General features: G+C 71.7%; 15 protein-coding genes. 8 read left to right on the top strand and 7 right to left on the bottom strand.

Annotation, left to right across the window (positions count from 1 at the left end; genetic code table 11):
• Nucleotides 1-37 precede the first annotated feature (37 nt).
• From FF096_RS10325 to FF096_RS10305, 5 genes are read right to left on the bottom strand one after another with little or no spacing between them, the layout of a single operon-like run.
• A complete protein-coding gene (locus FF096_RS10325) occupies nucleotides 38-1,165 on the bottom strand; it encodes an alanine racemase (protein ID WP_309223033.1) in 1,128 nt (375 codons plus the stop codon).
• On the bottom strand, nucleotides 1,162-2,793 hold the full coding sequence (locus tag FF096_RS10320; protein ID WP_309223032.1) for an IucA/IucC family protein: 1,632 nt from the start codon (nucleotides 2,791-2,793) through the stop codon (nucleotides 1,162-1,164). The genes FF096_RS10325 and FF096_RS10320 overlap by 4 nt, the downstream gene beginning before the upstream one ends.
• Nucleotides 2,790-4,412, bottom strand: a complete 1,623-nt coding sequence (locus FF096_RS10315; protein WP_309223031.1) for an IucA/IucC family protein — start codon at nucleotides 4,410-4,412, stop codon at nucleotides 2,790-2,792. Before FF096_RS10315 ends, FF096_RS10320 begins: the two co-directional genes overlap by 4 nt.
• Nucleotides 4,409-5,578 carry an acetyl-CoA carboxylase biotin carboxylase subunit family protein gene (locus FF096_RS10310; RefSeq protein ID WP_155216995.1) on the bottom strand — a complete coding sequence of 390 codons (1,170 nt, stop codon included), beginning with the start codon at nucleotides 5,576-5,578 and terminating at the stop codon, nucleotides 4,409-4,411. The genes FF096_RS10315 and FF096_RS10310 overlap by 4 nt, the downstream gene beginning before the upstream one ends.
• A gap of 13 nt (nucleotides 5,579-5,591) precedes the next feature.
• Complete coding sequence (locus FF096_RS10305; protein ID WP_155216675.1) at nucleotides 5,592-5,879, bottom strand: hypothetical protein; 288 nt, start codon at nucleotides 5,877-5,879, stop codon at nucleotides 5,592-5,594.
• A gap of 6 nt (nucleotides 5,880-5,885) precedes the next feature.
• Here FF096_RS10305 and FF096_RS10300 point away from each other — a divergent pair, with 6 nt between their 5' ends.
• Nucleotides 5,886-6,185, top strand: a complete 300-nt coding sequence (locus FF096_RS10300; RefSeq protein WP_155216673.1) for an amphi-Trp domain-containing protein — start codon at nucleotides 5,886-5,888, stop codon at nucleotides 6,183-6,185.
• A gap of 60 nt (nucleotides 6,186-6,245) precedes the next feature.
• Here the strand turns inward: FF096_RS10300 and FF096_RS10295 are convergent, their stop codons facing one another.
• Complete coding sequence (locus FF096_RS10295) at nucleotides 6,246-6,644, bottom strand: hypothetical protein (RefSeq protein WP_155216671.1); 399 nt, start codon at nucleotides 6,642-6,644, stop codon at nucleotides 6,246-6,248.
• Nucleotides 6,645-6,719: 75 nt separating this feature from the next.
• On the opposite strand from FF096_RS10295, the gene FF096_RS10290 reads away from it, so the two are divergent.
• The 7 genes from FF096_RS10290 (at nucleotide 6,720) to FF096_RS10260 (ending at nucleotide 13,324) form a co-directional block, all read left to right on the top strand.
• Nucleotides 6,720-7,340: an L-threonylcarbamoyladenylate synthase gene (locus FF096_RS10290; protein ID WP_155216669.1), complete on the top strand. Its 621-nt coding sequence runs from the start codon at nucleotides 6,720-6,722 to the stop codon at nucleotides 7,338-7,340.
• The gene (locus FF096_RS10285; RefSeq protein ID WP_155216667.1) at nucleotides 7,318-7,542 is read left to right on the top strand and encodes a tetratricopeptide repeat protein; all 225 of its coding nucleotides are present in this window, start codon (nucleotides 7,318-7,320) and stop codon (nucleotides 7,540-7,542) included. The genes FF096_RS10290 and FF096_RS10285 overlap by 23 nt, the downstream gene beginning before the upstream one ends.
• A 196-nt stretch (nucleotides 7,543-7,738) precedes the next feature.
• Nucleotides 7,739-8,329 carry a hypothetical protein gene (locus tag FF096_RS10280; protein WP_309223030.1) on the top strand — a complete coding sequence of 197 codons (591 nt, stop codon included), beginning with the start codon at nucleotides 7,739-7,741 and terminating at the stop codon, nucleotides 8,327-8,329.
• A gap of 255 nt (nucleotides 8,330-8,584) precedes the next feature.
• Nucleotides 8,585-9,379: an SCO2525 family SAM-dependent methyltransferase gene (locus FF096_RS10275; protein WP_155216663.1), complete on the top strand. Its 795-nt coding sequence runs from the start codon at nucleotides 8,585-8,587 to the stop codon at nucleotides 9,377-9,379.
• Nucleotides 9,380-9,584: 205 nt separating this feature from the next.
• On the top strand, nucleotides 9,585-11,426 hold the full coding sequence (locus FF096_RS10270; RefSeq protein ID WP_155216661.1) for an SCO2524 family protein: 1,842 nt from the start codon (nucleotides 9,585-9,587) through the stop codon (nucleotides 11,424-11,426).
• Entirely contained in the window at nucleotides 11,427-12,356 is a 930-nt protein-coding gene (locus FF096_RS10265; RefSeq protein WP_155216659.1) for an SCO2523 family variant P-loop protein, read from the top strand.
• Entirely contained in the window at nucleotides 12,356-13,324 is a 969-nt protein-coding gene (locus tag FF096_RS10260; protein WP_196222504.1) for an SCO2522 family protein, read from the top strand. Before FF096_RS10265 ends, FF096_RS10260 begins: the two co-directional genes overlap by 1 nt.
• A 12-nt stretch (nucleotides 13,325-13,336) precedes the next feature.
• Here the strand turns inward: FF096_RS10260 and FF096_RS10255 are convergent, their stop codons facing one another.
• A complete protein-coding gene (locus FF096_RS10255; protein WP_155216655.1) occupies nucleotides 13,337-14,365 on the bottom strand; it encodes an SCO2521 family protein in 1,029 nt (342 codons plus the stop codon).
• Nucleotides 14,366-14,424: the final 59 nt, after the last annotated feature.

The raw sequence follows: 14,424 nt of genomic DNA, 5'->3' as shown, positions 1-14,424 counted from the left end.
GGCGACGCCGGTCAAGCGGCATCAGTACCCCTGCGCGCTAGCGACCCCAGTCGTGGGCGACGGCGAGTGGATCTCCGACCCGGAACTCGGGTGGATCGTGCATGAGGAAGTCGCGGTGGCTGATGTTCCACGCGTAGGCGCCGGCCATCGCGAACACCAGCACGTCGCCGACCGCGATGGTCGGGCCGTCGCTGGTGTACGCGAGGACGTCCTTCGGTGTGCAGAGCTGACCGACGACGGTGACCGGGCCGCCGTCGGTACGCGGCCCGGCACCACCTTGAGGCACCACCACGTACGGCTGCGAGTGCCCCTTCGCCGCCGGGGTGCGCAGCTGGTGGGTGCCACCGGCGACGACGACGAACCACCGCCCCTGGGACCGCTTCACGTCGATCACCTCGGTGAGGTACGACCCGCAGTACACCGCCACCGCGCGGCCGGGCTCGATCCGGAGCCGGACCGTCGGGTGGGCGTCGGTCACCTCGCGGAGCAGCCGACCATAGCCCGCCCAGTCGAAGCGGTGCTCCGGACGGCGGTAGTCGACGGCCATGCCACCGCCGACGTTGACCTCCTCGGCCCCGACCTGCCGTACCGCCCAGTCGGTCACCTCGCGCGCCACCGAGGCGGCGGTCACCGCGTCGAGCCCGCTGGCCAGGTGGGCGTGCACGCCCCGGACCCGGACGCCTTCCGGCGGATCGGCGGCGAGCCGGACCGCCTCCTGCGGGTCCATCCCGAACGGGCTCGGCTGCCCGCCCATCACCAGCACCGCTCCCGGCGTCGCGACCGGCAGGTTCACCCGTAACAGCACGTCGACGGTACGCCCGGCGGCCCGCGCCAGGGCGGCCAGCCGGTGCAGTTCGGCGGCGGACTCGACGTGGATCCGGGCCACGTCGGCGGCCAACGCCGCCGCCAGATCCGCGTCGGTCTTGCCCGGCCCGGCGAAGGCGGCCACCCGACGATCGGGCAGCACGGACGCCAGGTGCCGCAGTTCGCCTCGGCTGGCGGCCTCGAACCCGTCGACGGTGGGCGCGAGGGTACGCAGCAGCTCCGGGTCGGGATTGGCCTTGACCGCGTAGAGCAGCTCGACCCGTTCCGGCAGGGCCGCCCGGACGGCGGCGGCGTGGGTGGCCAGGGCGGCGAGGTCGTAGACGTAGGTCGGTCCGGTCACCGGGTACCCCCCAGCGGGTTGGGCACCGCGACGTAGGGTGCCTGCTGGTCGGCCGCCCGGTGCCAGCGGACCAGCAGGTTCGCCTTGGCGGCGAGCGGGGTGCCGTCGAGCAGCGGGGTCAGCTCGGCCGGCTCGCCCAGGTCCGCGTACGTCGCCTCGACGGCTCGCCGTACCGCCCGCCACAGCCGGGACTCGATGCCGGGATGACCGTCGGCGAGCGCACCGGCGAGACCGGCGAGATGGTTGACGAACAGGCAGTAGACGACGCGTTGGGCCGCCTGCGCGGGAGTGTAGGCGGCCTGCCGGGGAACCCGGTCGGGCCAGGCCGCCAACCGGGCGGGATCCAGCTTCAGGCCCTCCAGGTCACGCAGTACCAGACGCACCGGACGGCCGTCGGGGTCCAGGACGACCAGCACGTTCTGCGGGTGCGCCTCGTGTACCACGCCGTGACCGAGCCACAGCCGCAGGACGGTGGGGACGAGCAGGTCGAGGTAGGCGTGCCACCAGTCGAGCGGGTCCGGCACGGTCAACGGCGCGGCGGCAAGCGCGGCGGCCATCACCACCCGTTCACCCGGCCGCAGGTGTTCGCGGATGCCGGTGCGCAGGATCGTGCCGTACGCCTCGTCCGCGCCCGGCAGATCGACGGTGCGGTAGCCGGGCTCGCGGAGCAGCCCGACCCGGGCGGGAAGCGGCACGGTGGACAGGAAGCGGGTCAGCGCCACCGCGCCGGTCAGCTCGTAACGGGCGTTCTTGCGCAGGCAGTTGGTGATGCGTACGTGCAGGCTGGTCTTGAGGAACAGGTCCACCGACGGGGCGTAGAGCGTCCGGACGCTGGCGGTGGGCCGGATCGGCACCCCGGCCGGACCCAGCCGGCGCAGCCTCGGGTCGGTCGGCGGCATCAGCGACAACTGCCACGGGTGCACCGGCAGCAGCTGGTGCCCGGATGGCGCGTCCGGCGGATCGAGCCGCGCGATCAACGCGTCGAAGGGGCCGTCGTCGGCCACCAGCTCGTCGGGCACGGCGAGCCAGCAGAGCCGGAAGGAGCTGCGCAGCTCCGGGGCGTAGCGATGCCAACTCGCCGGATCGCCACTGCGCCACTTCGGACTGGGGTGGTGTGGGTGCCCGTGCACCAGGGACTGTTCGGAGTCGACGTAGCCGTCCACCACCGGGTCGCCGGTCGGGGTGGGGTCGTCGGTCGGGCGTCGCCGCAGCAGGGTGGCCAGCGCGTCCCGGCTGCCGAGCACCTGCTCGACGAACTCGTCGTTGGCCTGCCCGGTGCGGGCGGTCAACTCGGCGGCGAGCAGCCGGGCCAGCTGCGCACCGTCGACAGGTGTGTCGCTGCCCGACGGGGGCGGGGGACCCGGACGAAGCGAGCTGTCCTCTGTCGGTCGGCAGCGGACCGGTCCGGCGTAGCGGTGCGCCAGCACCGGGGAGACCCGGGCGAGTCGGCAGGCCAGCGTCAACCCGAGGTGCGGCAACCGGATCCGCAGGACCGTGCCGGCGATCTCGGCGACGCCGTCGGGCGCGGCCACCTCCCGCAGGTAGCAGGAGAGCAGGGCGTGCGCGGCGGCCAGGTCGGCGACCCGTTCCGCGGGCCGGGTGGCCGGTTCGGCCGTACGCGGGCTCACGCGGCGCTCCGCAGGTAGTTGGGTCCGGTGCGGCGGTAGTACTTGTTCACGTCGGTGCAGCCGAGCCGGTGCTTGGGCAGCAGCGTGCCGGCGGTGAGCATCGCCTTGACCGGCAGCCGGTCGGCGGTCAGCACGCGGTCGACGAGATCCCGTGCGGCCGGTGTGTCGCCCCACCGGTCGCGGGCGTCGCGTAGCCGGGAGGCGAGCGCCTCGGCGGGTGAGGGCACGGCGACACCCTGCTCCGCCAGGGCGAGCAGGGGTGCCGCCGCCGCCAGGTGAAGGGTGATCGTGACGAACATGTCGGCCAGCTCCCCGGGGTGGCGGATCCACATCCGCTGGTCGCGCAGCCGGAGCGTGTCCGCGTGCCGACGGTCGAGCCGGGCACCGTCGTTGTCCTTGTACAGCAGCCGGACCGGGCCGTCGACCGGCAGTACCAGGTGGATGTTCTGCGGGTGTGCTTCCAACGCCACTCCGTACCGTAACCACAGGCACACGTGCCAGTCGAGCAGGAGGTCCAGGTAGGACTCGAGCAGCGGGGTCGGGTTCGTGCCGCCGATCCGTTGGGCGACCGTGCCGGTGGTGGGATCCGGCGCGGCGAGCGCGGCCACCGGCACCACGGTGGCCCGGTCCAGCCCGGTGGGCAGTCGGCGCAGCAGGAAGGAGCGCAGCTCGTCGTCGCAGTGACCGAAGGTGCTCTCGTCGGCGTGGATGATCCGGTCGGCGAAGCGGGGCTGTTCCGCGGCGATACCGCCGAGCAGCCCGGCCACGGCCGCGCCGTCGCACAGCGAGTCGGGCGCGAGGGTGCGGCGGTTGCGGGCCCCCAGGCTCGCGGTGGCCAGCGGCAGCTTCAGGTGGGTCGTCGGATCGCTGTCCAGGGCGACGGTCCGCATCGACAGGGTGGGCCGCACGAGGCTGCCCGGTCGGTCCAGCACCGGCAGGTCCAGCCGGTCGGCGGTGAGCGGATGCACCGGCAGCAGCACCTCCCCGGCCCGGCGTGGCGGCGGCCACCAGGCGGGCAGCCGCCCGGTCAGCCGCAGCGTCCGAGCCGGTACGGGCAGCCAGCGCAGGGCGAACCTGGTGGCGTGTTCCGGCGCGTACCGGAGCAGGTCGGCGTCGTCCAGGCCGTGCCGGCACCGGTCGGTGGGGTAGACGGCGTGGCCGACGTGGGCGGCCAGCACGTCGTCGAGCAGCGCGCCGGCGAAGCCGGTCGGCGTGCCGACCCGGGCGGCGGCGACCCGCGCGTAGACGCCGGACCGGGTGGTCGTGGCCAGCCGCCGGGCGAGCAGATCCTGCCGGCACTCGTCGGTGAAGGCGCGCCAGCCCTGCTCGGCGTCGGCGTCGCCGTGCGGCGCGAGCAGCTCCAACAGCTGCGCCAGCGTGCCGACCCGGCGGGCCGCCGCCGGTGCGGGCGGATGCACGTACAGCTCGGCGCGGGCGAGCCGTACGGCGTGCTGGAAGCCGTCCGGACGCACCGGGAGGCGTAACCGGCCGCCCCGGTGCGGGGCCTGCCACCAGCCGGGACCGTCGGGGCCGCCGCCGCTGCTGAGGCCCAGGTGGTCCTCGCGCAGCAACGCGTCCACCACCCGGCGGAACAGCTCCTGCTCGACCGGGTCGCTCACGCGGCGATCACCCAGTCGAGTTCCGCGCGGAACTCGACCAGCGCGCGGCCGACGGCGACCGGGTCCGGTCCGATGGCGTGCAGGACGGCCAGGTAGTCGCGGTTGGTGCCGGTCCGCTCGGCGGTGGTCCCGACCGTCCGCAACGGACGGCAGCCGAGCCGCACCCCGTCGCGTACGGTGTCGACGGGCCCGGGAGCGGCGACGAGCGTGCCGCCCCGGTCGGCGCAAACGTACTCGACCCGGGCGGTCTGTCCGATCGTCGCCGGGTCGGGCAGGTGGAGGTCGGCCACCGGCTCACCGAGGTGCAGCCGGATGACGTACTCGAACAGCGGCACCCCGAGCAGCTCGGCGAGGATGAGGTCCATCCGGTCACCGATCAGCCGGTCGTTGACCTCGATGAGGCGGGGCCGGTCCCGGTGTACGACGAACTCGGTGTGACAGGCGCCGAAGCGTACGCCCAGCGCGTCCAGTTGGGCCCGGAGCGCGTCGGCCGTCGCCGGTGGTGTCGGTGCCCACTCCAGACACAGCTCGGTGAAGGTGGGCGGCGGCCCGAGGGTGGTACGCCAGCCGCCGAGCACGGTCATCGTCTCGGCGTCGCCGAGGGTGTCGTGGGTGCGGACGTCCCCGGGCAGGTACTCCTCCACCACCAGTGACGCGTCCGGTCGGCGACCGCGGATCTCGGTCACCCGCCGGGCCAGGTCCGCCTCGTCGGCCACCAGGTAGGCGTCCTCGCTGGCGACCCCGTCCCGGGGCTTGACCACGGCGGGGAAGACGTCGAACGCCGCTGGCCGGTCCGGGGCGAGCAGCCGAGCGCGTACCGCGTCGAGACCGGCGTCGGCGACGGCCCGGCGGGTGGCGGCCTTGTCCTTGCAGCGCCGTGCCGCCTCGGGGTCCTTACCGGGCAGACCGAGGTGGCGGGCGGCGAGCGCGGTCGCGGCCTGGAGGTGGTCGCTGTTGGACAACAGACCCGCCGGTGCGGGCCCGTCCCGCACCGCCTCGGCGACAGCGTGTGGATCCCGCACCGCGCAGCCCCGCACCGGCGCCGTCTCGGGCCAGTCGTCGGGGCGGTCGGTCAGCACGGTCACCGGCAGGCCGAGGGCAGCGGCGGCGGGCAGCAGGCCGTCCCGCACGGAGTCGGTCGGGTTGAGGGCGGTCAGGTACAGCATCACGAGGCGGCGGTCACGGGGCGCACCGGTGCGCCCGGTCCAGCTGCCCGACGATGGCCGCCGCGCAGGCCATCCGGAGCCCGTCCGCACGGCCGGTGGTCAGGGCGGAGGTGACGGTGTCCACCAGATGCTGACCCTCCTCGCCTCGCCGCACCCACACCACCACCTCGCCGTGCGGGCGGGTGCGCGGCGGCAGATTCCGCTCGCCCTCGTGGGCGTACGCACGCCAGATTCTGCCGACATCGACCGGCGGCGTCGAGCAGGCCCCGTGCGGACCGGGCCGGGCGGGGGATGCCAGCATGGCCGCATGGATATCTACGAGGACGAGCGGACGGTGTCCCGGACGGACCTGGCCGCGTGGCTGCGTCAGGTGGCGAGCCAGCTGGAGAGCGGGCAGGTCTTCTACGGCGCCGCCGGGGCGATCACCGTCGCCGATGAGGTGCGCTGCGAACTGGAGATCGAGCAGGAGGGCGCCGACGAGTTCTCGATCGAGATCGAGTTCTCCTGGGTGAACCCGAAGGCCGAGCCGGTCAAGGCCGAGCCGGTCACGGCCGCGGCGGCCGGGGCCGACGGGGCAGACGAGACGGCTGGCTCGACCGGCGATTGACGAGGCACGCGGGCCCGCATCGGGTCGGGCCCGCTACCCGGATGTCGAGGCTGATCCGGGTCAGCGCAACCGGCCGTGCCCACGGAACCAGTCCCGGGAGACCCGGCTGTTGAGGGCCAGGACCACCCCGGCCAGCAGGCCCAGACCGACGATCGTGATCGCGCCGAAGAGGCCCAGCGAGGCGGCGGCCAGCAGACCCGCCAGGGCGTACGCCGGATAGGGCGCCCAGCGGCGGCGGGCGGCCAGACTGATCGCGACCAGCGTGCACGCGGCGGTCATCACGGCGAAGAAGGCGACGGCGCCCAGCGAACCGGTCGAGCTCAGCAGCCGGTGCACCGTCGCGAGGGCGAACAGCAGTGACAGTAGGGCGAAGGCGAGCACGGTGGCCCGTACCGGGGTCGGCGTCGTCGGGGGTCGGAGCATGTCCCCGTAGCCGCCGCCGGATGCGCGTACGACCATAGAGACAACGATGAGCGTCGACATCTCGCGGGGTGTGCCACTGTCGGCAACGCGACAGCACTCTAAGCTTCGCCCATGGCGAGGTACTTCGACGTGCACCCGGACAACCCGCAGCCGCGCATCATCGGCCAGGTGGTCGACATCGTCCGTGCGGGCGGGTTGATCGCGTACCCCACGGATTCCTGCTTCGCCCTGGGCAGCCAGTTGGGCGACAAGGACGGGATGGACCGGATCCGGGCGATCCGCGACCTCGACAGCGGCCACCACTTCACGCTGATGTGCCGCGACTTCGCCCAGCTCGGGCAGTTCGTGCACCTGGACAACGCGGTGTTCCGGGCGGTGAAGGCGGCCACCCCGGGCCGCTACACCTTCATCCTGCCCGCCACCAAGGAGGTGCCCCGACGGCTGTGGCACCCCCGCAAGAAGACCGTCGGGGTACGCATACCCGCCCATCCGGTCACCCGCGCGTTGCTCGACGCGCTCGGCGAGCCGCTGCTGTCGAGCACCCTGCTGCTGCCCGACGACGAGGAGCCGATGACCCAGGGCTGGGAGATCAAGGAGCGCCTCGACCACGCCGTCGACGCGGTGGTCGACGCGGGCGACTGCGGCACCGAACCGACCACCGTGGTCGACTTCTCCGACGGTGGGCCGGAGATCGTCCGGGTGGGCGCCGGTGACCCGTCCCGGTTCGCCTGACCCTTTTCGCGTCGGCGAGGCCAACACCCTGACGAACCTGGGCGTGGTCCAGGAGCGGCTGGGCCGTCCCGACACGGCGGTCGTGCACAACAGCGGGGTCCTGGCCATCTTCCGCGGCATCGGCGAGCGCTACGGCCAGCCGTGTGTCCTCAACGGACTGGGGCGGGCGTTGACCGGGCAGGGCGCGCCGGTCGACGCGTGACGACCGCTTTCGCTGCCTCCGACGAAAGTTCGGTACGAAGCTCTGAAACCATCGACGTCGCTGATGGTAAGGGCTACGCTCCCTGGCAACAGCCGTCGATGCGAGGGGTGCCATGTCCCGCCGAACCGGAAAGCCCTCCTATCTGCTCGCCCCGCCAGCCCAACGGAACCGGGCGAGGGCACCGATGGTGGCTGCCGTGGCGGCGGTCCTGGTGGCGGCGCTGCTCGGCGGCGTGGTCGGGTACGCCCTCGGTCGGCCCGACCCGATCGAGGCGAGCGTGGCGCAACTGCGTCAAGCCGACGCCGAGCGGGACGCCCAGCAGATCGTCGAGCTGACCGAGTTGGCCCACCGGACGGGCGAGCAGCTCGCGCCGATCGTCCGAGGCCTCCGGCAGGACGCCGAGGCGGGGCGGGTGCCCGACCGGGCGCAGGTCGACGCCTGGCAGCAGACCATGCGGCAACTGGCCGCTCAGTTCGCCGACCCGCCGTCGGGTATGACCGCCACCAACGTGGCCCGTGGCGGCCTGCGCGGTGCCGTCGACCAGGCGGCCGTCGCGGTCGACTCGGTCGCTCTCGCGCTGGCCGGTCCGCCCGCCGGGCGTACCGAACTGATGACGCTGGCGGCGCGGCAGGCGACTCTCGCCGCCAGCACGTGGTCGGTCGCCGCGACCCAGCTCGACCAGATCAACGTCGACGCCGGACACGGCCACCAGCACGTGCACCTCGACGTGGGCGACGTGGAGGGCGCGCTCGGGCCGGACGGCTCGGCCGAGGGCACCGGCGGCTGACCCTCCTCACCGGTTCCGACCGCCCGTCCGCACCCGGGCTCGCGGTACTCGCCGCCGGGGATGACCGCCGCCGCATGGCGACGGCGGTCAATGCCGATCAGGCAACTCGATGGCAGCCGTCGCGGTCCGGGGATCGCGCTTACCTCGACCTCGACACTTGCGAATCGGTATCGCATCCGATGCATAATGGGCAACGGGCTGAGCGCGTCGGGGCAACGACCAAAGTGATCTGCCAACTCCAATGGAGGCACCTCCATGGCATTGATTCCGGCGGCTGGTGCAGGTTGTAGCGGGCCGTCGACCCCGCCGTCACGAGTTGAGGCCCCGCGAACTGTCAATTCCGAGGTGGAGTGGGACGGCTTCGACCCGCGTGCCTACCTCCAGCACAACTACTCCGTCCTGCGGGACGATGATCGCGAGATTCTCTGTCGGATAAGAGACTTTTTCGCGGAGGCTGCGATTGCCGACGTGCACTGTGTCGATGTGGGATCGGGGGCGAACCTCTACCCGGCGCTGTCCCTTCTGCCATTCGCCCGCAGCGTGGAACTCTGCGAATATTCCACGGCTAATGTGCACTGGTTGCGGCACCAGATCAGCGGCTATGACGAGTGCTGGGACGCGTACTGGCAGGTGTGTGCCGAACACGCCGCGTACGCCGCGCTGGCCGATCCCCGTGGTCACCTGGCCAGGGTGGGTCGGGTGCTGCAACTGAGCGTCTTCGACCTGCCCAGGAGGGCCTGGGGCGCGGGCACCATGTTCTTCGTGGCCTGTTCGATCTCGGCCGACCGGGCCGAGGCGGAGCACGCCATCGGCCGGTTCCTGGGCGCGCTACAGCCCGGTTCGCCGTTCGCCGCGGCGTTCATGCTCGGCTCGAACGGCTACCGCGTGGGGCAGTCCTGGTTCCCGGCCGTGCGACTACAGCGCGCGGAGGTGGTGGCGAGCATCGCCGCCGGAGCGTACGACGTGAACATGCACGAGGTTCGGCCGACGCCGGCGCTACGGGACGGATACCTGGGCATGTTGCTGGTGACCGGACGTAGTCGCGGCTGACCTCCCACATTGTCCCCGCCGTATCCCCACAGCGCTCTCAGCAGGACGGTTGGGTCGTCCGGTTTCTCCGGAAGATCGGTACGCACGGGCGTTCAGGTCACGCTCCGACAGGGATACGATGACGGGTGCGGGTCATCATGGATCGCCATGAGCCAGGCAACATCAGCAGCTCCGTTTCGACGACTACAGCAGACGGTGGTGGATCATGCGGATGCAGCCGCGCCAGGAGATTCTCGATATCTGGCGGGCCACGGTCCGTAGCTGCATACGCAACGGCGATTGGGAGTGGGGTGGCCGCAGCGGGTCCAATTCCATCAGCGACGCCGAGCAACTGCTGACGTTGCTGCTGCCGGCGACCAAGATCCCGGTGCTCGCACTCGACGATCCGGACCGCATCGACGAGGAGGTCATCGACGCCCTCGGCGCGATCGGCGGGGCGATAGAGATTCCCCGGCGGCTGGTCAGGATCATGACCGATTACTTCGTCCGCTACACCGACGAGAACGGCTCGCCGACCTTCGGTGGCGGCACCTATCTCAGCCCGGTCGCGGGCGGTCCGGACCTCACCGAGGAACAGCGCAACATGGACGTGGTCGACTCCTTCGCGGTGTCGGTCACGCTGACCCTGGCCACCATCGGTTTCGTCAAGATCTACCGCCCCTCCACCAAGCGGGCCGACCTGCGCGCCCAGCTGGACAAGCTGGAACAGATGGCCAGTCTTCGGCTGACCGCGGCCATGGTCGGTCTGCTCCGCAGCTTCAGTACCTCGGTCTTCGCGGCCACCGACGAGTTCGGCATCCGGCTGTGCGACATGGTCAACCAGGACGAGTTACCGCGCCGGGAGGTGGTGGCCGCACTGCGCTCCGAGCTGCGGGACACCATGGCGAGCCTGCGTAACGTCGTGGTCGGATCCGGTCAGGTCACCGAGGACCTGGACAACAGCGAGATGCTTTTCGAGTGCGGCTGGTCGTGGGGGACCATCGCCGGCGCCGAGGAGGTCGCGACGACCGAGCCGATCGGCCCGCAACGCGAGGGCTCGGCGGAGAACGCCCCCTACCTCTACTTCACCGTCATCGCGGTGGACGCCATCGACGACCTTAACTCCGAACGGACCCGTCTGCTCGGCCTGCTCAACGAGGAACAGCAACGACTGTTCCGGATCCTGCAACTGCGCTGGGAGCTGACCCGGCGCTACTGGGCGACGGTGGCGACGTTCGGCAACCGACGCCGGTGGCCGATCGAGGACATTCCCTGGCGTACCACCGACGGCGACCGGACCGACTACTACACCTTGCAGGCCACCTCGCTGGCGGTGAAGGGTCTGGTCGCCAGCGGGCGCGGCGGCGACGAGGAGTTCGGACGGATCGGCAACGTGCTGGTGGAGTTGGCCCAGCGCGGCCGGATCACCCGACGCGCCACGCCCAACGAAGCCGCGTTGGTCGTGCACGCCCCGGGAAAACAGGTGACCCTCAACGACGCCTCGTCGAAGCCGATCATGACGTGGAACGTCAACGAGTTCTCCACCGTGTTGCTCCAGCGGGCCACCACCCTCGCCGGTCTGCTGAACAATGCCCGGCGGCGCAGCGAGATGCTCGAGCTCGCGGACGAGGTGTGGGAACACCTCCTGCGGCGGCGCATTCCGGAAGGCCGGCACCAGGGGCTGTGGGATCACGCCGGAGGCGCGTTCCCCGGGCTGGCGCCACTGCCCGAGGCGCCCTCCTGGTACCTGAGTGAGCGGGTCGTGCAGGCCCTGGTCAACGCCGGTCAACTGCTCTGGGAACGTCCGTTCCCCCGCGCCCTGAACCTCTCCGCGTTCGCCCAGGACCTCATCGACGAGGCCGAGTACGTGTTCGACCGTGAGTTGATGAGCGGCACCTTCGCCGGTGAGGCGATGCAGCGCAGTATGCGCAGCATCCGGGCGACGCTGCGCCGCGCCCAGTCACTGGTGGACAACCAGCCGGGCACGGCCGCGGCGCTGGCGAGCACCCTGCTGCTCCAGCTCAACGACATCACCACCGGCCAACAGAAGGCCAGCGAGGGGATCTGAATGCTGGTCTTCGTCACGTCGCACAAGGGTGGCACCGGGCGCTCGGTGACCGCGGCGAACATCGCCTACCGCAGTGCGCTCTCCGGCCGCTCCACCTGCTACCTGGACTACGACTTCGGCTCGCCGACGGCCGGGATCACGTTCCAGATCCCCCAGGCGACCAACGGCATCGAGGGCGCCGGCCCGAACGGCGGCGGCCTCCACCGCTACCTGCGGGGTGAGATCCCGTCACCGGAACAGCTGGACGTGTGGGGCACCTCGGAACGGGTCAGCCTGCGCCAGCGGCCGACCGGCTCGGGCTCGCTGGTGCTGCTGCCCGGCCAGCGCAACGGCAGCGAGTTCGGCTTCACCGACGACATCGGCCGCCGCTGCGCCGAGCTGTTCCTCCGACTGGAGGAGGAGTTCGACCTGACCCTGGTGGATCTGAGCGCCGGCCGGTCGTACGCCAGCCAGATCGCGTTGGCGGCCACCGCCAACCGGACGCTGCGCAAGGTGACCGTGCGGTGGCTGGTGTTCCACCGCTGGACGCCGCAGCACGTGATGGCGGCGGCGGACCTCGCCTTCGAGTCCGGCGGGATCCTGGCCATGGGCAAGGAGTACGGCCACGAGCCGGACCGGCTACGGGAGTCACTGCGGTTCGTACGGACCGCGGTGATCGATTCACGCGGCCCTGAGGTGGGCCATCTCGATCTGGCGCAGCAGGCGTTCCTGCGTAGGTGTGACGCGGAACTGGCGGAACTCGCCCGTAGGCGGGGGACCGGCCGGACCACGCTGCTCGGTGCGGTGCCGTTGGACCCGCTGCTGCAGTGGCGCGAGCAGCTGATCTCGGACAACGACGTGCAGGCCAAGATCGCAAATGCCAGGACCGTGGATGCCTTCGTGGAGCTGACCGAGCGGCTCTTCGACGAGACCGCATGGGAGACCGTGTGATGAGCGTGGATGTCAGGTTCCAGGAGGCAGCCGCGGTGCGTCGTACGGAGAGCGTGCCGTACTCGCATCTGTCGGTGGAGTTGGGGCACGTCTACGCCGAGGACTTCGGCGACGGGTGCCGCGACCTTCGGCGCAAGTTCGCCCGGATCGCCGACTGGGCGCAGGCGATCCCGGCGCTGGCACGCCGTGGGCTGCGCCCGCACCGACAGCCCAGGATCAGCACGTGTTTCCTGGTCGACGACTACTTCCACCGGTTCGCCACCCCGCGTGAGGTGATCCCGCAGGTGCAGCAGGCCGCCGCGGAGCACGGGCTGGTGCTCGACTACGTGGCCCGCGAGTCGAGCTTCGCCCGCTACGACGACGTCGAACTGGCCCGGCTGGTGGTGGACACCCTGGTCGTCGAGCCGCCCCGGCACACCACGGGGAGTCGCCCGCCGCTGAGTGAGTCGGGCTGGCTGTCCAACGGCAAGCGTACGCCGGGGCACGCGGACGCGCCCGCGATGACAATGCCCGTGCCCTGGTCGCCGCCGTTGCAGTCGGGCGACGCGCAGCACTCCATCTTCGTCGACATCGAACTGTGGTCCGATGAGCCGGGTCGCCGGGTGTGGGCCTGTGCGCTGCTCGCCTCGGTGTGGCAGATGACCCGGCTGGGCGTGCTGCGGCACCGGGGGCAGACGATCACCCAGCCGTACCGGCTGCCGCCCGACGAGCCGCTGCCGACCGACTGGGACCGCCTGCCGGCGATCGTCCAGTTGAACCCGGACGCCACGCCGTTCTGCGGGTACCGCACCGTGACGCTGATGGACACCCGCTACCTTCCGGTCGAGTTGGCCGTGCGGACCATCCTCGGGCAGGTGGCGGTGCCACCGGCGGTTGCGCGCCAGGTCGCCAAACGGGCCAGCAGTGAGGGCCTGGAACTCCCCGACGAACTGGTCGACCGGTTGAGCTACGTGTTCATCGGGGAGTGAGGCGGTCGCCGGTCACCCGTGTGGCGTCTGTGCCCCACGGCCGCCCCGGCGGCTGCCGGCGGTGGAGAGCGGCTCGCCCATCGTGGTGTGCCCGCACGGCTGGCTGACCGCCGCCCGACCGGCCAGGTCACGCAGGATGGCCATGTTGCCGACGGTGATCTGGTCACGGATCCAGTTGACCGACGACTGCCACTGCCGGCTGAACCCGGGCACCTGCTCCAACTGGTCCCAGATCGGGCGCAGCCGCGGGTCGACCCGGGCCCCCGGAAGCCACAGGTGCAGCAGGTGCTCCAACACCGGCCGCAGCCGTTCGATGTGCTCCTGGGTGGAGCCGGCGCGGGTCACCGCGGCCTCGACCAGCGCCGACAGCATGGTGAGCAGCCAGTCGTGCAGGGCTAGGTCCTCGCAGAGGCCGGCGACCGCCGCCGGCACGTCCTGCGGGCTGACCGTGAGGCGTACGGTGCGCAGCGTCGGGGAGTCCACCGCGACGTCGGCGGTGGCGTTCTCGCCCGGCTGCTCGTGCACCCGTGCGGTCCACCGCAGCCGGGTACGGGCCGCCCGCAGTGGAGGGCGGCGGTCCAGCAGGTCGGACATCTGCACACTGTCGAGCACCCGGCCGGTGATCGCGTCCAGGTTCAGCACGTCGGCGGCGTTGCCGTGCAGGAAACCGTTCGTCAGATCGTCGACGTCCAGTTTGCCGACCGTCTCCAGCACTCCCGGGTTGGCCAGGTAGTGCGACCACGGCCGGCGGCGCTCCCCGGCGACGACCTGGATGATGGAGGATGCCTGCACGATCCGGCCGCCGGTGATGACCGCCCGGGTCACCACCGCGCCCACCGCGCGCAGTTGGCGGTTCTTCGCGCTCGGTAACCAGCAGTCGACACCGGTACGCACGTCGGGCGACACCGCGTACAGCGACGGGCGTCGCGAGGTCAACACGGCTTCGCCCTCGACCAGGCTGAGCACCTCGGCGCTCTGGTCCTGTGCCAGCGCCGTGCTGTGCTGCAGCAGGCTGGTGTGCACCTCGCCCACCGTGAGCATGGTTCCTCCGCATCGGCACCACGGGGGACACCGGCAGGCATGGGCCTTCGGCCGGTGAC

The organism is Micromonospora sp. CP22 (assembly GCF_009712475.1).
Taxonomy (GTDB): domain Bacteria; phylum Actinomycetota; class Actinomycetes; order Mycobacteriales; family Micromonosporaceae; genus Micromonospora.
The sequence above is the reverse complement of the archived record's forward strand: the minus strand, read 5'-3'. Positions and strand labels throughout refer to the sequence as shown.